Source organism: Paraburkholderia sediminicola (assembly GCF_046030555.1).
Lineage (GTDB): Bacteria > Pseudomonadota > Gammaproteobacteria > Burkholderiales > Burkholderiaceae > Paraburkholderia > Paraburkholderia sediminicola_E.
In genome coordinates, this window is record NZ_JAQQCH010000005.1 from 242,978 (window position 1) to 263,166 (window position 20,189).

Annotated in this window: 20 protein-coding genes; 6 read left to right on the top strand and 14 right to left on the bottom strand. The window is 61.1% G+C overall.

All coding sequences use genetic code 11. The annotated features are described in order from the left end of the window. The first annotated feature begins 51 nt into the window (after positions 1–51). From prfB to PQQ52_RS10450, 3 genes are all read left to right on the top strand, one after another. Positions 52–1,156 (top strand): peptide chain release factor 2 gene (prfB, locus tag PQQ52_RS10440; protein ID WP_408210074.1). Its coding sequence is split into 2 segments (ribosomal slippage): positions 52–132 and positions 134–1,156, totalling 1,104 coding nucleotides; the frame shifts between segments, so codons are not numbered across the junction. 128 nt (positions 1,157–1,284) lie between these two features. Further along, complete coding sequence (gene lysS / locus PQQ52_RS10445; RefSeq protein WP_408210077.1) at positions 1,285–2,841, top strand: lysine--tRNA ligase; 1,557 nt, start codon at positions 1,285–1,287, stop codon at positions 2,839–2,841. Positions 2,842–3,170: 329 nt separating this feature from the next. Then, complete coding sequence (locus PQQ52_RS10450) at positions 3,171–3,884, top strand: glycine zipper 2TM domain-containing protein (protein ID WP_408210079.1); 714 nt, start codon at positions 3,171–3,173, stop codon at positions 3,882–3,884. 126 nt (positions 3,885–4,010) lie between these two features. Here PQQ52_RS10450 and iscX read toward each other — a convergent pair whose 3' ends face one another. The 10 genes from iscX to PQQ52_RS10500 all read right to left on the bottom strand — a co-directional run bounded on the left by iscX (position 4,011) and on the right by PQQ52_RS10500 (position 11,300). After that, complete coding sequence (gene iscX, locus PQQ52_RS10455; RefSeq protein WP_325045431.1) at positions 4,011–4,208, bottom strand: Fe-S cluster assembly protein IscX; 198 nt, start codon at positions 4,206–4,208, stop codon at positions 4,011–4,013. Positions 4,209–4,223: 15 nt separating this feature from the next. Further along, positions 4,224–4,565, bottom strand: a complete 342-nt coding sequence (gene fdx, locus PQQ52_RS10460) for an ISC system 2Fe-2S type ferredoxin (protein ID WP_012433562.1) — start codon at positions 4,563–4,565, stop codon at positions 4,224–4,226. Between the two features lie 138 nt (positions 4,566–4,703). Then, the gene (hscA, locus tag PQQ52_RS10465; RefSeq protein WP_408210083.1) at positions 4,704–6,575 is read right to left on the bottom strand and encodes a Fe-S protein assembly chaperone HscA; all 1,872 of its coding nucleotides are present in this window, start codon (positions 6,573–6,575) and stop codon (positions 4,704–4,706) included. Between the two features lie 112 nt (positions 6,576–6,687). Beyond that, positions 6,688–7,215: a Fe-S protein assembly co-chaperone HscB gene (hscB, locus tag PQQ52_RS10470; protein ID WP_408210086.1), complete on the bottom strand. Its 528-nt coding sequence runs from the start codon at positions 7,213–7,215 to the stop codon at positions 6,688–6,690. A 177-nt stretch (positions 7,216–7,392) separates the two neighbouring features. Beyond that, positions 7,393–7,716 (bottom strand): iron-sulfur cluster assembly protein IscA, encoded by a 324-nt coding sequence (gene iscA, locus PQQ52_RS10475; protein WP_028199494.1) that lies wholly within the window; start codon positions 7,714–7,716, stop codon positions 7,393–7,395. Between the two features lie 149 nt (positions 7,717–7,865). After that, on the bottom strand, positions 7,866–8,279 hold the full coding sequence (gene iscU, locus PQQ52_RS10480) for a Fe-S cluster assembly scaffold IscU (protein WP_028199493.1): 414 nt from the start codon (positions 8,277–8,279) through the stop codon (positions 7,866–7,868). A 72-nt stretch (positions 8,280–8,351) separates the two neighbouring features. Next, positions 8,352–9,575 (bottom strand): IscS subfamily cysteine desulfurase, encoded by a 1,224-nt coding sequence (locus tag PQQ52_RS10485; protein ID WP_408210090.1) that lies wholly within the window; start codon positions 9,573–9,575, stop codon positions 8,352–8,354. 74 nt (positions 9,576–9,649) lie between these two features. Beyond that, on the bottom strand, positions 9,650–10,180 hold the full coding sequence (gene iscR / locus PQQ52_RS10490; RefSeq protein WP_028199491.1) for a Fe-S cluster assembly transcriptional regulator IscR: 531 nt from the start codon (positions 10,178–10,180) through the stop codon (positions 9,650–9,652). A 141-nt stretch (positions 10,181–10,321) separates the two neighbouring features. Then, on the bottom strand, positions 10,322–10,819 hold the full coding sequence (locus PQQ52_RS10495; RefSeq protein ID WP_408210093.1) for a low molecular weight protein-tyrosine-phosphatase: 498 nt from the start codon (positions 10,817–10,819) through the stop codon (positions 10,322–10,324). Between the two features lie 241 nt (positions 10,820–11,060). Beyond that, complete coding sequence (locus PQQ52_RS10500) at positions 11,061–11,300, bottom strand: hypothetical protein (protein ID WP_408210096.1); 240 nt, start codon at positions 11,298–11,300, stop codon at positions 11,061–11,063. 269 nt (positions 11,301–11,569) lie between these two features. Between PQQ52_RS10500 and PQQ52_RS10505 the strand changes: the two genes are divergently transcribed. Beyond that, entirely contained in the window at positions 11,570–12,127 is a 558-nt protein-coding gene (locus PQQ52_RS10505; RefSeq protein WP_408210098.1) for a hypothetical protein, read from the top strand. Positions 12,128–12,180: 53 nt separating this feature from the next. On the opposite strand, the gene PQQ52_RS10510 is transcribed toward PQQ52_RS10505, so the two are convergent. Both PQQ52_RS10510 and PQQ52_RS10515 read right to left on the bottom strand, forming a co-directional pair. Continuing rightward, entirely contained in the window at positions 12,181–13,596 is a 1,416-nt protein-coding gene (locus tag PQQ52_RS10510) for a lactate utilization protein B (RefSeq protein ID WP_408210101.1), read from the bottom strand. 94 nt (positions 13,597–13,690) lie between these two features. Further along, complete coding sequence (locus PQQ52_RS10515; protein WP_408210104.1) at positions 13,691–14,413, bottom strand: (Fe-S)-binding protein; 723 nt, start codon at positions 14,411–14,413, stop codon at positions 13,691–13,693. A 180-nt stretch (positions 14,414–14,593) separates the two neighbouring features. On the opposite strand from PQQ52_RS10515, the gene PQQ52_RS10520 reads away from it, so the two are divergent. Next, positions 14,594–15,400, top strand: a complete 807-nt coding sequence (locus tag PQQ52_RS10520) for an IclR family transcriptional regulator (protein ID WP_408210106.1) — start codon at positions 14,594–14,596, stop codon at positions 15,398–15,400. A gap of 108 nt (positions 15,401–15,508) precedes the next feature. On the opposite strand, the gene pbpG is transcribed toward PQQ52_RS10520, so the two are convergent. Further along, positions 15,509–16,693: a D-alanyl-D-alanine endopeptidase gene (gene pbpG / locus PQQ52_RS10525; RefSeq protein ID WP_408210108.1), complete on the bottom strand. Its 1,185-nt coding sequence runs from the start codon at positions 16,691–16,693 to the stop codon at positions 15,509–15,511. A gap of 792 nt (positions 16,694–17,485) precedes the next feature. Between pbpG and PQQ52_RS10530 the strand changes: the two genes are divergently transcribed. Continuing rightward, on the top strand, positions 17,486–18,058 hold the full coding sequence (locus PQQ52_RS10530; protein ID WP_063496642.1) for a phasin family protein: 573 nt from the start codon (positions 17,486–17,488) through the stop codon (positions 18,056–18,058). A gap of 324 nt (positions 18,059–18,382) precedes the next feature. On the opposite strand, the gene lpdA is transcribed toward PQQ52_RS10530, so the two are convergent. Further along, positions 18,383–20,170: a dihydrolipoyl dehydrogenase gene (gene lpdA, locus PQQ52_RS10535; RefSeq protein WP_408210111.1), complete on the bottom strand. Its 1,788-nt coding sequence runs from the start codon at positions 20,168–20,170 to the stop codon at positions 18,383–18,385. Positions 20,171–20,189 lie beyond the last annotated feature (19 nt).

The window sequence follows — 20,189 nt, forward strand, 5'->3', positions numbered from 1 at the left end:
GGCGCCGATCGGCTATAATTTCCCCTTTTTACGAAGCTATAAAAGATCGACATGGAAGCGGAACGTCTCAACGCGATCGAAGCCTCACTGGCGGACCTGCGCACGCGCGCGGACTCGCTACGGGGGTATCTTTGACTACGACGACAAAGCACTGCGTCTAATCGAAGTCAACCGGGAACTCGAAGACCCGGACGTCTGGAACGACTCGAAGCACGCCCAGGCCCTCGGCCGGGAAAAAAAGCTGCTCGACGACACCGTTGGCAAACTCACCTCGCTCGATAACGATCTGCGCGACGCGCAGGACCTGTTCGACATGGCCCGCGAGGAAAACGACGAGGAAACCCTCGTCGCCTGCGAATCCGACGCGCAAGGCATCGAACAGCGCGTCGCCGACATGGAATTCCGCCGGATGTTCGCGAATCCGGCCGACCCGAACAACGCTTTCCTCGACATTCAAGCCGGCGCCGGCGGCACCGAAGCGTGCGACTGGGCTTCGATGCTGCTGCGCCAATACCTGCGCTACTGCGAGCGCAAGGGCTTCAAGACCGAAGTGCTGGAACAGACCGAAGGCGACGTCGCGGGCATCAAGAACGCGACGATCAAGATCGAAGGCGAATACGCGTACGGCTTTTTGCGCACCGAAACCGGCGTGCACCGCCTCGTGCGCAAGTCGCCGTTCGATTCGTCGGGTGGCCGCCATACATCGTTCTCGTCCGTGTTCGTGTACCCGGAAGTCGACGATTCGATCGAAGTCGACATCAATCCGGCCGATCTGCGCATCGACACGTATCGCGCGTCCGGCGCGGGTGGTCAGCACATCAACAAGACCGATTCGGCCGTGCGGATTACGCACATGCCGTCGGGCATCGTCGTGCAGTGCCAGAACGACCGCTCGCAGCACCGCAACCGTGCCGAAGCCATGGCCATGCTGAAATCGCGCCTGTACGAAGCGGAAATCCGCAAGCGTCAGGCCGAGCAGGACAAGCTCGAAGCCGGCAAGACCGATGTGGGCTGGGGTCATCAGATCCGTTCGTACGTGCTGGACAACAGCCGTATCAAGGATCTGCGCACCAACGTCGAAATCAGCAATACGAAGAGCGTGCTCGACGGCGACCTCGATCCGTTCATCAGCGCCAGCCTGAAACAGGGCGTCTAGGCGCAACCGGCGCGGCTTGCATCGCTGCGCCATCTCTTTGCAACTTTGTCATAGCGCCTGAGGTTTTTCACTGACTGGCCACCCGCATGTGGGGCACCCCGATGCGGGCTACCGAATACCAAATCATCATGACCGAACCGACCCAGCCCAATGCGGCCCAGCCTGACGCGGCTCAGCCGAATGTCGCGCCCGAGGTAGACGACAACAAAATCATGGCTGAGCGCCGTGAAAAGCTGCGCGAACTGCGTGAGCACGGCGTCGCCTACCCCAACGATTTCCGTCCCACGCACCATGCCGCGGATCTGCAAACGCAGTATGCCGAGACCGACAAGGAAGCCCTCGAAGCCAATCCGCTCGAAGTCGCGATCGCCGGCCGCATGATGCTCAAGCGTGTGATGGGCAAGGCGAGCTTTGCGACCGTGCGCGACGGTTCGGGTCAGATCCAGTTCTTCATCACGCCGGCCGATATCAGCCAGGAAACGTACGACGCCTTCAAGAAGTGGGACATGGGCGACATCGTCGCGGCGCGCGGCGTGCTGTTCCGTACCAACAAGGGCGAACTCTCGGTGCGCTGTACCGAACTGCGTTTGCTGTCGAAGTCGCTGCGCCCGTTGCCGGACAAGTTCCACGGCCTGTCCGACCAGGAAATGAAGTACCGCCAGCGCTACGTCGACCTGATCGTCACGCCGGAAACGCGCAAGACGTTCGTCGCGCGCACCAAGGCGATTTCGTCGATCCGCAAGTTCATGTCGGATGCCGACTTCATGGAAGTCGAAACGCCGATGCTGCACCCGATTCCGGGCGGCGCGGCGGCCAAGCCGTTCACCACGCACCACAACGCGCTCGATATGCAGATGTTCCTGCGTATCGCGCCGGAACTGTATCTGAAGCGCCTCGTGGTCGGCGGCTTCGAGCGTGTGTTCGAGATCAACCGTAACTTCCGCAATGAGGGCGTGTCGGTACGCCACAATCCGGAATTCACGATGATCGAGTTCTACGCGGCGTACACCGATTACAAGTGGTTGATGGATTTCACCGAACAGTTGATCCGCCAGGCGGCGATCGACTCGCTGGGTACCGCCACGATCAGCTATCAGGGCCGCGAACTCGATCTGGCCAAGCCCTTCCATCGCCTGACGATTAGCCAGGCAATCCAGAAGTACGCGCCGCAGTACACGGATGCACAACTCGGCGACGACGCATTCCTGCGCACCGAGCTGAAGAAGTTCGGCGTGGACGCGTCGAAGCCGCAGTTCCTGAACGCGGGCGTCGGCGCGCTGCAACTGGCGTTGTTCGAAGAGACCGCCGAGTCGCAACTGTGGGAGCCGACCTACATCATCGACTACCCGGTCGAAGTGTCGCCTTTGGCGCGCGCATCGGACAAGGTCCCCGGCATCACCGAGCGTTTCGAGCTGTTCATCACGGGCCGTGAAATCGCCAACGGTTTCTCAGAGCTGAACGATCCGGAAGACCAGGCCGCCCGCTTCAAGAAGCAGGTCGACCAGAAAGACGCCGGCGACGAAGAAGCCATGTTCTACGACGCCGACTACATCCGCGCGCTGGAATACGGCATGCCGCCGGCCGGTGGTTGCGGCATCGGCATCGACCGTCTGGTCATGATGCTGACCGACAGCCCGAGCATCCGCGACGTGATTCTGTTCCCGCATCTGCGCCGCGAAGACTGATCGCCGCGTCGCCCGCGTCAACGGCTCACACAAGAAAAAAGCCCGGCATCGAGCCGGGCTTTTTTATGCAGCGCATGAAAAATACGGTTTGCCGCAACCTGACGGTTTGTAACCATCGGTAAATGGTGCGCATCGCCCGCCAGACCGCGGTTTTCTTAACCTGCTGCAGAACCGCTAGAAATCAGGCGCCGCGCCACGCTTCGCGCGCTTTGACGCAAAAACGCTGCGATGATTGCCCGGGAATGGTTACAAATTGAAACTCTCCCGGGATCGATTTCCCCGACACTCAGTCTCAATAACAGTCGACTCTGCTCCAGACGGAGACCAATATGGACAATCCAGATACGAAACCCACGCAACAACGCCGTATTCACCCGCTTGTCGCTACTGCCGCGGGTGCGGTGATCATCGCCAGCCTCGCTGCAACGGCGGCCGTCACGGGCCTGTTCCCGAAGGCGTCGAGCAGCGGTGCGCAAACCGATCAGACGCAGGCCGCACAAGTGACCACCCAACCGGGCGTGGTCGATTCGGCGGCACCCGCAAATCCAGCCGCCCAGCAGGCAGCCGAACAGGCCGCGGCACAACAGGCAGCGCAGCAGCAGGCGCCTCAACGCGCCCCGACGCCGGCGCAGCAGCAACAGTACGCCCAGCAGCAACAGGCCCAGCCGGCGCCGCAGTATGCTCAGCAACAGCCGTCGCAACCGGCCTACTGCTCGAGTTGCGGCACGGTGGCAGCGATCTCCGCGGTGCGTCAGGAAGGGCATGGCACCGGTATCGGTGCGGTTGGCGGCGCTGTGGCCGGCGGCCTGGTCGGTAATCAGTTCGGCGGCGGCGGCGGACGCACCGCGATGACCGTCCTCGGCGCACTCGGCGGTGGCTTCGCCGGTAACTCGGTCGAAAAGCATATCCGCAGTACGACGTCGTATTCGGTGCGGGTCCAGATGGAAAACGGCAAAACGCGCTACTTCACCTATCACGAAGCGCCGCCGTTCCAGCAAGGTCAGCGCGTGCGGGTTGAAAACGGCACGCTTGTAGCAGCCTGACCGCTGGCAGCCTGAAGATTCTCCAGGCGTTAAAAAAGGCGATTCCAACGGAATCGCCTTTTTCTTTGCCGCAGCCGGAGCGGAATCAATCGCGCCCCGCCGCCGGTGGAAAACCCGGCAGTGTGCTCAGTAATCCGCGTCTTCGATCCATGCAGTCTGAATCGCTTCGAGGATCTTTTCATTCGATCGATTAGGGTCGTCGTCGAAACCTTCCAGCTCGGTGACCCAGCGGTGCAAATCAGTGAAGCGCACCTGTTGCGGATCGATGTCCTGGTGCTTGTCAGTCAGGGCCATCGCGATGTCTTGCGTATCGGTCCACTTCATGGCTGCATCCTCCAGTTAGTGATTTTCCTTCGCGTGATTAATCGAGTAGCGCGGGATCTCGACGACCAGATCCTGCTCGGCCGGCACCATCGCCTGGCACGACAGACGTGAAGCCGGTTCGAGCCCCCACGCCTTGTCCAGCAGATCGTCCTCGTCTTCCTCTGATGGCGTCAAGGCGGCGAAACCCTCACGCACGATCACGTGACAGGTTGTGCACGCGCAGGACTTCTCGCACGCGTGCTCGATTTCGATGCCGTGTTCGAGCAGATTGTCGCAGATGCTCTTGCCGGGCACGGCATCGATCACCGCGCCTTCCGGGCACAGTTCGACGTGGGGCAGCACAACGATTTGAGGCATACATTTTCCGTTTGGGTCTGCGGCACGGCGGCCACAAACCGGCTCCGTACCATTTTACTGGCGCCGCACGGACTTTTTAAGTCCGTGCGGCGCGATTCATTGCCGGCACGCGCACATGGCGCGGCCACACCGCAAGGCTCAGATCTCGTCGAGCTTGCGGCCGGCCAGCGCCCGGCGAATGCCCTTGTTCATACGGCGGGCGGCGAATTCGTCGGTGCCTTCGGCAAGCGTTTTAGTCGCGGCTTCGATTGCGTCGGCGTCCTCGCTTGCAGCGATATTGCGCAACGCGGTGAGCTGCGTGTCGAGTTCGGCACGCTCGTCGTCGTCGAGCAATTCGGCGTCGGCGGCGAGCGCCGCGTCGGTCGCTTCGACGAGACGGCGGGCTTCAACTTGCGCTTCACGCAGCGCACGCGCGCGCATGTCGACCTCGGCGGTCGAGAAACTGTCTTCGAGCATCCTGGCGATGTCGTCGTCGGCAAGGCCATAAGACGGCTTCACCACCACCGACGCTTCCACGCCCGAGCCCTGTTCACGCGCGAACACCGACAGCAAGCCATCAGCGTCGACCTGGTACGTCACGCGAATCCGCGCCGCGCCGGCGGCCATCGGCGGAATGCCGCGTAGTTCGAAACGCGCGAGCGACCGGCAGTCGCTGACGAGCTCGCGCTCGCCTTGCACGACATGGATCGCCATTGCCGTCTGGCCGTCCTTGAAGGTCGTGAAATCCTGCGCGCGCGCAACCGGAATCGTCGAGTTGCGCGGGATGATCTTCTCGGTCAAACCGCCCATTGTTTCGACGCCGAGCGACAGCGGAATCACGTCGAGCAGCAGCCAGTCGTCGCCGTCGGCGCCACGATTGCCCGCGAGCAGATCGGCCTGAATCGCCGCGCCGAGCGCGACGACCTGATCCGGGTCCAGATTGATCAGCGGCGGCTGGCCGAACAACGACTCGACCGCGCGACGGATCACCGGCATGCGTGTCGCGCCGCCGACCAGCACCACACCTTTGATGTCCTTGGTGACAACCTTGGCGTCGCGCAGCGCTTTCTTCGTGGGCCCGAGCGTACGCTGGACCAGCGCCTGAGTGATGGCCTCGAAAGTAGCCTCGTCGACCGTCAGATCGATCTGAGTGCCGTTCGAGAGCTTTGCCTGCACCTTCGCACCCGGCGCATCCGACAAAGCCTCCTTGGTCGCGCGTACGCTATCGAGCAGCAGGCGGACGTCTTCCGGTGCGAGCGTTTGCGGCGCGATGCCCGCCTGCTCCAGCACGTGGCGATACAGCGCGTGGTCGAAATCGTCGCCACCGAGCGCGGAATCGCCGCCCGCCGCGAGCACTTCGAACACACCTTTGGTGAGCTTCAGAATCGACAGATCGAAAGTGCCGCCGCCGAGGTCGTAGACCGCGTAGAGACCTTCGGAGCCGTTATCGAGGCCATAGGCGATCGCAGCCGCAGTCGGCTCATTCAGGAGACGCAGCACGTTCAGGCCGGCCAGACGCGCGGCGTCTTTGGTCGCCTGGCGCTGCGCTTCGTCGAAATAGGCGGGCACGGTAATGACCGCGCCGACCAGTTCGTCACCGAGCGTGTCTTCGGCGCGCTGGCGCAGCGTCGCGAGGATTTCCGCCGAGACTTCGACCGGGCTCTTCACCCCGTCGACCGTGCGGATCTGCACCATGCCGGGCGCGTCGACGAAATCGTAGGGCGCGTTTTCGGCGCCTTCCACTTCCGCCTTGCCGCGGCCCATGAAACGCTTGACCGACACGATCGTGTTGCGCGGATCGGTCGCGGCTTCAGCCTTGGCCGTGCGGCCGATACGGCGGCCGCCCTTTTCCAGGTAGCGCACGACCGACGGCAGCAGCGCATAGCCATCTTCGTCGGGCAGCACGTCGGGCACGCCGCTGCGCACGGCGGCGACGAGGGAATTGGTGGTGCCGAGATCGATACCGACCGCCAGACGCCGCTGATGGGGCGCCGGCGCCATGCCGGGTTCGGAGATTTGCAGTAAGGCCATCTGGATCTTCTCGGGGCCGCTTGGCCCCGTCCTGAATTTTCGCGTTGCTGGATGTATTGCTACGGCTGCTATCGCTGCATATTCATGCGCGGCGTCGGCGCTCGCCGGACCGCTAGTTTTCGAGCCGCTCGATCTGTGTGCCGATTTCCGACGCCACCCGCTCGATGAACATCAACTGCCGCACCGCCTCGCCTGCCGCCTGATTCGCGCCGCTGTCGAGCAGCGCGCCGAGCTTGTCGAAACGGATGCGCTCTTCGTCGCGCAGTTCGGTCAGCAAGGCGTCGAGCGCGTCGACGTTCTTTGCCGCGGCCGCGTCTTCGATGTTTTCGCGCCACTCCATCTGCTGCATCAGGAACGCCGGCTCCATCGCCGTGTTGTTCTCCGAGCCGACATCGATGTCACGCAGGTGCAACAGGTAGGTCGCGCGCTTCAACGGATCGCGCAGCGTCTGATACGCCTCGTTGGTGCGCGTCGCCCATTGCATCGCGATACGCTTTTGCGCGTCGCCGGCCGCTGCGAAGCGGTCCGGATGCACTTGCGCCTGCACCGTGCGGTAGGCGTGATCGAGCGTCGCCGCGTCGAGCGTGAATTGTGCCGGTAGATCGAACAGGTCGAAGTGGCTGTCGTTCAGCGAGGCCATCGGATAGAAAGAGTCCGTTCAGGAAAGCGCACCGGAGTGCAGGCTAAAAACGCGGATCGAAAGCGCCGGAGAGGTTCAGCAGCAAAGGTCAGCCGCAAGACGCCAAGCCGAATGCGCGGATGAAACTAAAAAGGCGGCCCGCGCCGCCTTTGATCCGCAGTACGCGGAATGAGCCGTTTACACGCGGAACGATTCGCCGCAACCGCACTCGTCCTTCACGTTCGGGTTGTTGAACTTGAAGCCTTCGTTCAACCCTTCGCGTGCGAAATCGAGTTCGGTGCCGTCGATATAGGCGAGGCTCTTTGGGTCGACAATGATCTTCACGCCGTTGCAATCGAACACTTCGTCTTCAGGCGCGAGTTCATCCACGTACTCGAGCTTGTAAGCCAAACCCGAGCAACCGGTCGTGCGCACGCCCACGCGCAGCCCGACACCCTTGCCGCGACGAGTCAGATACTTCTGGACGTGCTGTGCTGCCTTTTCGGTCAACGTAATTGCCATAGCGTTTCTCATTGCGCCGCGCACGTTCGGCACTCCTGTGCCTACTGACGCGCTGCTACCCTGCCTGCCTCAAATATCGCTCATGCCGGACGGTGTTGTTTTACCTGCACCGTCCGCTTCGACTCACTCAAATACGCACTCGCGCGCGATCATGCGTGTTGCTTGTCGCCTTCGACGACTGCTTCACCATGACGCTGCTTGTAGTCGGCGACCGCTGCCTTGATCGCGTCTTCCGCGAGGATCGAGCAGTGAATCTTCACCGGCGGCAGTGCCAGTTCTTCGGCGATCTGCGTGTTCTTGATCGACATTGCCTGATCGAGTGTCTTGCCCTTCACCCATTCGGTGACGAGCGAGCTCGACGCAATTGCCGAACCGCAGCCGTACGTCTTGAACTTCGCATCTTCGATGATGCCGTCCGCGCCCACGCGGATCTGCAGCTTCATCACGTCGCCGCAAGCCGGCGCGCCGACCATGCCCGTGCCGACTGCATCGTCGTCCTTCGCGAAGGAACCGACGTTGCGCGGGTTTTCGTAGTGGTCCAGAACCTTGTCGCTATAAGCCATGATTACACTCCTTGATCCGTTTCAACCTGCAAATTGCAATTCGATAAATTCGACGTCGTCCAAACTGGCGCGTCAGTGCGCTGCCCACTGAATGGTCGAAATATCGATCCCGTCCTTGTGCATTTCCCACAGCGGCGACAAATCGCGCAGCTTCGAAATCTTGGTCTTCAGCAGGTTGATCACGTAATCGACATCCTGCTCGGTCGTGAAGCGGCCCACCGTGAAGCGGATCGAGCTGTGCGCCAGTTCGTCGTTACGACCCAGTGCGCGCAGCACATACGACGGCTCCAGCGAGGCCGACGTGCACGCCGAGCCCGACGACACCGCCACATCTTTCACCGCCATGATCAGCGACTCGCCTTCGACGAAGTTAAAGCTGATGTTCAGGTTGTGCGGCACACGCTTTTCCATGTCGCCGTTCACATAGGTTTCTTCCATGTCCTGCAGGCCGCGCAGCAGACGGTCGCGCAGCATGCGAATGCGCTCGTTTTCCGTTGCCATTTCTTCGCGTGCGATGCGGAACGCTTCGCCCATACCGACGATCTGGTGCGTAGCCAGCGTACCCGAACGCATGCCGCGCTCGTGACCGCCGCCGTGCATCTGCGCTTCGATACGGATACGCGGCTTGCGACGCACGTACAACGCGCCGATGCCCTTCGGACCATATGTCTTGTGGGCCGAGAACGACATCAGGTCGACCTTCAGCTTTTGCAGATCGATCGCGATCTTGCCGGTGGCTTGCGCGGCGTCGACGTGAAAAATGATGCCCTTTTCCCGGGTGATCTCGCCGATCGCCTCGATGTCCTGGACCACGCCGATCTCGTTGTTCACCGACATCACCGAGACCAGAATCGTATCAGGGCGCAACGCGGCCTTGAACTTCTCGAGGTCGATCAGACCGTCGTCCTTCACATCCAGATACGTGACTTCGAAGCCTTCGCGCTCGAGCTCACGGCAGGTGTCGAGCACAGCCTTGTGCTCGGTCTTCACCGTGATGATGTGCTTGCCCTTGCTTTTGTAGAAGTGCGCGGCACCCTTGATCGCGAGGTTGTCCGACTCCGTTGCGCCCGAGGTCCAGATGATTTCGCGCGGATCGGCATTCACCAGCGCAGCGACGTTCTCGCGCGCTTCTTCGACCGCACGTTCCGCGGCCCAGCCATACGAGTGGCTACGCGACGCGGGGTTGCCGAACTGCTCACGCAGATACGGAATCATCTTGTCCACCACGCGCGGATCGATCGGCGTCGTCGCGCTGTAGTCCATGTAAATGGGCAGGTGGAGAGTGTCGTTGTTCATCAATTGCTCCGGGGACGTCATTGCTCTGGCTTCTGGGTTCTTGATCAGGCTGCGGTATGTTCAGATTGCCGCGCCTAGGAACCGGCCATGTTGAAAACAGAATTAGGCCCTTTCGGCACGACGCGGGCGGGTTCGACCGCTGGCGCCTCGTTGCGCCGGTCGCGCAACACCGCCGGCGCGCCTTCGCGCGAACGCTGCTGATCGACCAGGTCTTTCAGGGAGACCGAATCCAGGTACTCGACCATTTTCTGGTTCAGCGTCGACCACAATTCGTGCGTCATGCAGTGGCCATCGTGCTGTTTGGTGCCTTCGCACGAACCCTTGCCGCCGCATTGGGTGGCGTCGAGCGGTTCGTCAACAGCGATGATGATGTCGGCGACGGTCACGTCTTCAGCGCGGCGGGCCAGATTGTAGCCGCCGCCCGGTCCGCGCACGGACTCGACGATTTCGTGACGACGCAGTTTGCCAAACAGCTGCTCGAGATAAGACAGGGAGATATGCTGGCGCTGGCTGATACCTGCAAGCGTCACCGGGCCCTGCTCCTGGCGCAGTGCCAGGTCAATCATCGCCGTGACGGCGAAACGGCCTTTCGTGGTGAGTCTCATATGGTGTGGGAACCGTAATTCTCGACAAGTTTGGTCAAGTATAAATACATGAGTGAATTAGTCAAGTATCCCTACCGTAATTTGGGTCATTTGCTTAATTGCAGGATAAGGCGGTCGAAGTTCGCCAATGCCCCGCTGGGCTTACGTCATCAATTGGGGACGCAACGCCGCGATCAGCCCGCGGCAGGCCGCTTCGCATTGATCCAGCACCTGCTCGAAACCTTCCGCGCCCCCAAAATAGGGATCGACGACTTCGCGAGCGCCACCCCAGCGACCGTCCGCTTCGGGCACAAACTCCATCAGCAGGCGAATTTTGTCGCGCTGCTCCGCCGGACAAACCTGACGCAGTGCGGCGACGTTTTTGTCGTCCATTGCAATCAGCAGATCGAAGCGTTCGAAATCGGCCGAGGCGATCTGGCGGCCACGCAAAGCGGCAAGCTCGTAACCTCGCTGGCCGGCCGCATGTTGCGCGCGGTCGTCAGGCGGTTGGCCGATGTGCCAGTCGCCCGTGCCGGCGGAATCGATCAGAATGCGCTCCGCAAGCTTCGCCTCCCCAACCAGATGACGCATCACGCCTTCCGCGGTCGGTGAACGGCAGATGTTCCCCAGACAGACAAAGCAGACGGACACGGTTTTCATCGGAGGCTTTCGGGCGTCAAGCGCGCGGATCGGCAGTTAGCAAAAAGGTGCCGCGATTATACAAAGCTGAACAAAATCTCGCCCGAGACTGAGCACCTCAGCCGGCGACCGGATTCAGTTATGGAAACTGCGCTAACAACTCCAGCAAACGGCAAGTTGGCCGCGGACACTGCCGCAACGCCATGCCGCGCCGGAATGATGGAATCGCTGGAATCACAGTGCACGATCCGATCCACCGTGTTTAGGAAGCTTCTGCCAGCGGCATCGCCGTCACGGCGCGCATGGGCTTGGCCGGCAACGTCGTCGCGCTATCGACCATCCCATACGAGACGGCGCGCGCCAGTTCCGCGGTCAGTTGATCAGCAGCGAGCGGGGCTTGCGATGAACGCGAAGCGGCGCCGCCGCAAATGTGCAGGTAGCCTGCCACAGCAAGTGGCACAACGATGGCAAGGGGCCAGTACACCGATATTATCTTTTTCATGATGTCGTTTCTTCCGATTAGGGGCTCGTGAGTTTGTGACCCACTATGCCTAGTCAAAATCCTATAGGAATTCACAATCGGGAAAAACCCACTGGCACGAGATACAGCGTTGCGCCGAGTGGAACAGTCCGTTGACTGCTTTGCCGCACGCCCCGTTGACATGCGTCGTGGCACGAAAGAGAAATCCTTACAAACGCATACAAACGCGGCGCGACGGTTAGCGATAATAGATGTCTTACAGACATGAAATCTTCGCACTGGTCCTCCAAATGAAACGTATTGCTTCACTTGCCGGCCTCACGGTCGCTGCTGCATTGCTAGGCGGCTGCGCCGTCTATCCGGACGGCACGCCGATGGTCGGCAACGGCTATGACGGCGGTTACAACGGCTACGACGGTTACGATGGCTATGCCGCCGGCGTGCCGGTTGTGCCACAAACCAATGTCTATATGGGCTATGGCAATTATTCGGGCCCGGGTTACTACGACGGACCAGGTCGCTATTACGGGCCGGGGCCGGGTTATCGCGGCTACCCGGGTTATCCGGATCGGGGACGGCCGAATAACGGCAACTATGGAAACAGCGGTAACCGCGGGGACAACGGCGGGCATGGTCAGCCGAACGCCGGGGACTCACGTGGAGGACCGCCGCCTCAGGGCGCGGTTGGCGGGCCGAGGGGGCCCAGTGGGTCTAACGCGCCACGGCCAGGGGCAGGTAGCCCGCCTCCGCCACAGCAAGCAGGCAACAACGGCGGCCGCGGCAATGGAGGTAATGCGCCGGTCAGAGGGAATCCCCACCGTCAGTCAGGAGGAATGACGGACCATTGAGCTAGTGGAGAACGGAGGGCCAGTGATGCAAACTACACCGGCTGTGCTGCCGCTCAGCCAATATGGCTGCGTTGCGCGGCGTACAGCTCTCTGAACGTGCGACCGACCGGAGCCGGTATGTCGCGCGTATTGGTCCAGCCAGCGCCCCCCAACGGCAGTTTGGTAATCGAACGATTTCGCCCGCCCATTCGTTCCAGCACGCGAACCGCGAGCTTCGTGAAGAGCGCATAGGCATCCGGGTGCAGCGCGAGAAAACCCCACACCGCGAGCCCTGCCCGCTCGCGCCACGGCCGCAGCCGCCGCTCGACCTGCTTCTCGCGCAGCTTGCGCAGCAGATCGGACAACGGAATCCCCACCGGACATACGCTGTTGCACTCGCCGCACAAAGTTGCCGCCTGAGGCAGATCCAGCGCTTTGTCGATCCCGACGTAACTCGGTGTCAGCACCGCCCCCATCGGCCCCGGATAAACCCAGCCGTAGGCATGACCGCCCACCTTCTGATACACCGGGCAGTGGTTCATGCAGGCGCCACAACGGATACAGCGCAGCATCTCCTGGAAGTCGCCGCCGATCAGCCCCGTGCGCCCTCCGTCGACCAGCACGACGTACATATGCTCGGGACCGTCCTGATCGCCCGCCCCGCGCGGCCCGGTCAACACGGAAAAATAATTCGACGTCGCCTGGCCGGTTGCCGAGCGTGGCAAAAGGCGCATAGCCGTAGCGAGATCTTCCAGTGTGGGCAACACTTTTTCGATGCCGGTCACGGCCACATGCACGCGCGGCATCACAGTGCACATGCCCTCGTTGCCCTCGTTCGTGATCAACGCAACGGAACCCGTCTCCGCCACCACGAAGTTGCCGCCGGTTACGCCCATGTCCGCGCTCATGAAGTGCGGACGCAACATCTCGCGCGCTTCGCGGGTCATGTCCGTGATCTCGGTCAGACGCGGCCGGTCGTGCGTTTTCGCGAAGAGGTCGGCGATCTCGTCCTTATCCTTATGGACGACCGGCGCGATGATGTGGCTGGGCGGCTCGTTGTCGTTGATCTGCAGAATGTATTCGCCCAGATCGGTTTCGATTGATTGCACGCCCATCTGCCCGAGCACTTCGTTCAGGCGCATTTCCTCGGTGACCATCGACTTGGTCTTGATCACCTTCTTCACGTCATGCCGACGCGCAATATCGCCGACGAGACGCGCCGCCTCCTGCGTCGTCTCGGCGAACAGGACCGTGACGCCACGGCGGGTCGCTTCACGTTCGAAGGTCTCGAGCCAGACATCGAGATTTTCCAGCGCGCGATTGCGGCGCTCCTTCAGCGCCGCGCGGGTAGCGGGAAAATCGATCGCGGTCATGGACGCGGCGCGGGCCGACACGAACTTGGTCGACAGCTTGGTGAGGTTCTGCTGCAGACGCTGGTCGGCGAGCTTCTGGCCCGCGCGGGCCTTGAAATGCATCGATTGGACTTGCATGACGGCCTTGAGCGTATTCAGGTGAAATGCGCGAATGAAGCGCGCGAAGGAGTGCGCCGAATCAACCGCACCGGTTTGAGCGCCGCCATGATTTTTAAGCGTCGCCGGCCAGCACCTGGGCGATGTGCAGCACGCGCGTGGTGGTGTCACCGGTGCGCCGCAAGCGGCCTTCGATATTGAGCATGCAGCCGAGGTCGCCGAGCACCACCGCGCCAGCGCCGCTCGCGCCGATATTCGCGCATTTCTCGTCGACGATCGCCGTCGAGATGTCGCCATACTTGACCGCGAAGGTGCCCCCAAAGCCGCAGCAGTGCTCGCAATCCTTCATTTCGGTCACGGCCACGCCCACCTGCGTCAGCAACGCACGTGGCTGTGCCTTAATGCCGAGTTCGCGTAGCCCCGAACAGGAATCGTGGTAGGTCACCTGGCCTGCAAACTCACCTGGCTGCAATTGCACCCTGGCTACATTGACGAGGAAATCGGTCAACTCGAACACTTTGGCCCGCAATCGGCCGAAGCGGTTCATCAGCTCCGGATCGTCCGCAAACAGGTCGCCGTAATGCGCGCGGATCATGCCGCCACATGAACCGGAGGGCACCACGACGTAATCGAACTGTTCGAACTCGCGCAAGGTTTTCTCGGCCAGATCGCGCGCAATACGCCGCTCGCCCGAGTTGTATGCGGGCTGCCCGCAACAGGTTTGCGCGGGTGGCACCATTACCTCGAAACCGGCGCCTTCGATCAGCTTGATGACCGAAAAACCGATCTCCGGACGCATCAGGTCGATCAGGCAGGTGACGAACAATCCGACTCGCATGAGCCCTCCTTCGGGAAAACGTCCCTGATTATCCGCTGTTTGCCGCACAATACCAACGGCCGGAAGGCATAGGACGAATGCCACGTTAAATTGGAATAGGCGTTCCAACCGCTTCCCTTCTTTTCACAATACGGGATACAATCAATTTCCGCTGTTTGACGCGTCAACCGATTCCTCCCCATGAGCGATACGAACCCGGATCCCAAGACTTCGATCCAGGTGATCGAACGCATGATGCGCTTGCTCGATGCACTCGCTGCGCATAGCGACCCGGTCAGCCTGAAAGAACTCGCCATCCGCACCGAGCTGCACCCGTCCACCGCGCACCGCATCCTGAATGACATGGTGATGTGCCGGCTGGTCGACCGGTCGGATCCCGGCACCTACCGTCTCGGTATGCGCCTGCTCGAACTGGGCAATCTGGTGAAGGCGCGGCTGTCGGTACGCGACGCGGCGCTCACGCCGATGCGCGAACTGCACCGTCAAACCGGGCAGACAGTGAATCTCTCCGTGCGTCAGGGCGATGAGATCGTCTATATAGAACGCGCCTACTCCGAGCGCTCCGGCATGCAGGTGGTGCGAGCGATTGGCGGCCGTGCGCCGCTGCATCTGACCTCGGTGGGCAAGCTCTTCCTCGCCGCGGACGAATCGACCCGCGTGCGGGCTTACGCCACGCGCACCGGTCTGTCCGGGCATACGCAGAACAGCATCACCGACCTGACCAAGCTCGAACGCGAGCTGTCGCACGTGCGCCAGCAGGCGTGCGCGCGCGATAACGAAGAACTGGAACTAGGCGTGCGCTGCATCGCAGCCGGGATTTACGACGACACCGGCAAGCTGGTTGCGGGCCTGTCGCTGTCCGCCCCGGCAGATCGCTTGCAGGACTCGTGGCTGGGGCAGCTCAGCCAGACGGCATTGCTGATTTCCGAGTCGCTGGGTTATCGCCCGCAGAAACCGCAGGAGCATACGCACCACCAGCACGCATAGGCTGGCGGGACCCTCCACCGACTCGCCGGCTCAATAAAAAAGCCTCGCATCTGCGAGGCTTTTTTTCTGGCCGGCCCGAAAACCGGCCACTAGAGCAGCCAGCTCACTTCAGGTACCCGGGCCGCCGGCATCCGCACTGGTGATTCGCGGCTGATCGCCACCGTTGTCAAGCCACGTGCGCAGACGTGTCGCGTCTGCAAAGCGCGAGTACTTACCCGACGAGTCGAGCAGCACGATGATCATCGGACGGCCGTGAATAGTCGCCTGCATCACGAGGCACTCGCCCGCTTCGTTGATGAAACCGGTCTTTTGCAGACCGATGTCCCACGTCGGGTTACGCACCAATGCATTCGTGCTGTTGTACGCCAGCGAACGCTTGCCGGTGTACACCTCGTAGCTGTGATCGGTCGAGAACTTGCGGATCAGCGGATACTGGTACGCCGCGTTGACCATCTTCACGAGGTCACGCGCGCTCGACACGTTCTGGCTCGTCAAACCCGTGGGGTTTTCAAAGTGCGTGTCGGTCATTCCGAGCTGCTTGGCCTTCGCGTTCATAGCCGCGAGGAACGCCGGACGGCCGCCCGGGAAATAACGCGACAGCGCTGCGGCCGCACGGTTTTCCGAGGCCATCAGCGCGATGTGTAGCATGTCTTCACGCGAAAGTACCGAGCCCACCGACAGACGCGAGCCCGTGTTCTTCTCGTAGTCGCGGTCTTCGTCTGTGACTTCGATCTGGTCGGTCATCGGCTCTTTCGAATCGAGCACGACCATTGAGGTCATCAACTTGGTAATCGACGCGATCGGCACCACGGCGCGCGAATTCTTGTCGAACAGCGATTCACCCGAGTTCTGATCGATCACGTAGGCAACGCTTGAACGCAGCATCAGCGCGTCCGGCGTTTCGTGCAGACCGAAAGCCTGACCGACGGTAGGCGGACGCGGTTCATACGCGACGCGGCGCACCACCGAGTGGTGGCGACCATTCGACGTATACGTTACGCGCTTGCGCTTGACACTCGCGCGCGGCGCGTTGTCATCCGCGGCGGCGACGGTCTTCGCGGCGGCGCCTTTGGCGGCCTTCTTGCTCGACACCTTGTCGGCAGCGGCTGCGGCGGGCTTTTTGGCTGCTTTCGCGTGTTTGGAGGTTGTTGCGGTTGTAGCGGGCGTGGCGGCAAAAGTGCTGACAGGCGCGGCGAACGCCGCTGCGATGACCATGGAGGCGGCCACCGACAGAGCGGTGCTGCGGGCCGCGCCGTGGATCACTTTTAGCGACGAAAACATGTCGGTTTTCATGGGTGTTCGGTAGGAAGCGGCGAGAGGTTTCCGCAAGTGTAGTAAAACAATGAAAAATTAGCAATTTGAAGCACTTATACGCGCTCCTTAAACCGGCTTGTAAGCTCCGATCGCAAAAACACAAATAAGTGCCGCGTTTCGATCGAAAAAAACGATCGTCAGCGCGCTTCGCCTCGCCTTTGCCACCGCGCGCTGGAATCAGGACGATTCCTTCAGCATAACGGCAATTTCGAGACAACCTTGATCAGGGGAAATACGGTCTGAGCGCAAGCGTCTAACGCCTGGCACAACGTGCCGGCGTACCGGAACGTCGTAGCGGCCTCACGGCAGATAGTTAAACATCTGCTGGAGACCGCCAACGCGGTTTCGACCGGAATAGAACATTAACGTTCCGTGACACTTTCTGGTTTACATCGGAATGGCCAATCGATGGTTTTTTGTCAAACGTCGACCCTACTTTTTTTGCGCCGGCATCGCGCCGCGTCAAGCGGTCAAAATCGCTCCTGAAATCGGTAACAAATCCAGATTTCCTCCGCACCAGCACAGTGCAACGGACAAATTAACTTGCATCATATGAATGTCATGCCTACTGCATAAGGCGTTGTTTTATCAGTAATTTCTTAACATTGTGCGATGCACAAAAAACACTTGACATTCGTTGTGGCCATCCTAAAATGGGAACCATTGCTGCGATGCACAAAACATCGCAGTCCGGGGAGGCGACCTTTAAGGCGTCTCGCCACCAACCCAATGCGGTCCGCACAGACAGGCCGCAATCCAGGAGCGTAAACCATGACTCTGCTGACCCCTGAGCAATTCGCCGCAGCCCAGAAAGCCAACTTTGAAACGTTGTTCGGCCTGACGACCAAAGCATTTGAAGGCGTCGAAAAGCTGGTTGAGCTGAACCTGCAAGTCGTGAAGTCGACGCTCGCGGAAAGCCAGGAAAATGCCCAGCGCGCGCTGTCGGTGAAGGACGCGCAGGAATTGCTGGCACTGCAAGCAAGCCTTGCACAGCCGGTGGCTGAAAAGGCGCTGTCGTACGGCCGTCACGTGTATGAAATCGTTTCGGCAACGCAGGGTGAATTCACCCGCGTCGCGGAAGCTCAATTCGAAGAGCAAAACCGCAAGGTCCAGGCGCTCGTCGAAAACGTTGCAAAGAATGCTCCCGCCGGTTCGGAAACCGCTGTCGCCGTGATGAAGTCGGCTATCACCGCTGCCAACACCACGTACGAAACGGTCCACAAGGCAACCAAGCAGGCAGTCGAAATCGCCGAAAGCAACTTCAACGCAGCCGCAACGGCCGCATCGAAGGCAGCGTCGCAAGCCGCTGCACAAGCATCGCGCTCGGCAAAGAAGACAGTCTAAGCTTCACGCATCACATACGCCGGCCCCGCCTCACAGGCTGGGCCGGCGTTATCGCAAGCAACAGCGTCGTGCCGTGCCGCTCACACGGTTTTATCTGGCCGAACGCTCCGATACGTTGAATGACGTATCGTTTGCCCGGCGAAAGGCCGGGATTTTTTTCTCCCCGGCCTGAGATGCGCCGCGCATTTTTCATGCGGTGCGTCACGACAAACGCGCTACGCTGCTTGCTGCAAATAGAAAACGGCGCGCCCTTTGCGGGGCGCGCCGTTTTTTTGCCTCTGTTTCTTCGAGGCCGCCTGCATGCAGGCGGCGGGCCCAGCGGCATTACTTCTTTTTCTGCGGCGGCAAGTCGGTGCAGACGCCTTCGTACAACTCGGCGGCCATACCGATCGATTCACCGAGCGTCGGGTGCGGGTGAATCGTTTTACCGATATCCGTTGCGTCCGCCCCCATTTCGATCGCGAGACAGACCTCGCTGATCAGGTCGCCCGCGTTCAGACCGACGATCCCGCCGCCGATCACGCGATGCGTTTCCTCGTCGAACAGCAGCTTCGTGAAGCCTTCGTCGCGGCCGTTGGCGATCGCGCGGCCCGAAGCGGCCCACGGGAACACCGCTTTGCCGTACTTGATGCCTGCGGCCTTCAACTGATCTTCCGTCTTGCCGGCCCATGCCACTTCCGGATCGGTGTAGGCCACCGACGGAATCTGCAACGCGTCGAAGTAAGCCTTCTCGCCGTGCGCCACTTCAGCGGCGACGTGACCTTCGTGCACGGCTTTGTGCGCGAGCATCGGCTGGCCGACGATATCGCCAATCGCGAAAATGTGCGGGACGTTCGTGCGCATCTGCTTGTCGACGTCGATGAAGCCGCGATCCGTCACCGCCACGCCGGCCTTATCCGCACCGATCTTCTTGCCATTCGGCGTACGGCCGACGGCGACCAGCACGAGGTCATAACGTTGCGCTTCGGCCGGGGCCTTTTCGCCTTCGAACGACACGTAGATGCCGTCGTCTTTCGCTTCCGCTGCGGTGGTTTTGGTCTTCAGCATGACGTTGGCAAAACGCTTGCTGTTGTACTTCTCCCAGACCTTGACCAGGTCGCGATCCGCGCCGGCCATCAGGCCGTCGAGCATTTCGACCACATCGATCTTGGCGCCAAGCGTGGCGTAGACCGTCGCCATTTCCAGCCCGATGATGCCGCCGCCAACCACCAGCATGCGTTGCGGAATCTGACGTAGTTCGAGCGCGCCGGTCGAATCGACCACACGCGGGTCTTCAGGAATGAACGGCAGTTTCACCGCCTCCGAGCCCGCGGCGATGATCGCCTGCTTGAACTTGACGACCTTTTTGCCGCCTTCTGTCTGCACTTCCATGTGATGCGGATCGACGAACGAACCGTTACCCGTCACGACTTCGACCTTGCGCGCTTTCGCCATACCGGCGAGACCGCCGGTGAGCTTCTTGACGACGCCGGACTTGAAGTCGCGCAGCTTGTCGAGATCGATTTGCGGCTTGGCGAACGTGATGCCATGCGCGCCGAGCGCTTCCGCTTCGTCGATGACGAGCGCGGTGTGCAACAACGCCTTCGACGGAATACAACCGACGTTCAGACAGACGCCGCCGAGCGTTGCATAACGTTCGACCAGCACCGTTTTCATACCGAGGTCGGCCGAGCGGAACGCAGCCGAGTAGCCACCGGGGCCCGAACCGAGCACGAGCATGTCGCACTCGATATCCGCATTACCGGAGAAGCTGCCGGCTTGCGGTGCGGGCGCGGCAATCTTCGGCGCAGCAGCGGCTTGTGCTGCCTGAGCGGGCGCCTTCTCAGGTTCTTTGGCCGGGGCCCTTGGTGCATCTTTAGCGGGCGCTACATCTGCCGATGACTCGACCAGCGCGATGACCGTGCCTTGCGAGACTTTGTCACCGGCTTTGACGCGCACTTCCTTGACCGTGCCGGCGGTATCGCTTGGCACTTCGATGGAGGCCTTATCGGACTCGAGCGTCATCAACGCCTGTTCGTTCTCGATGACATCGCCCGGTTTGATATTGACTTCGATGACATCGACGTCCTTGAAGTCACCGATATCCGGCACTTTTACTTCGACGAGACTCATAGTGTCCCCTTCTCTTATT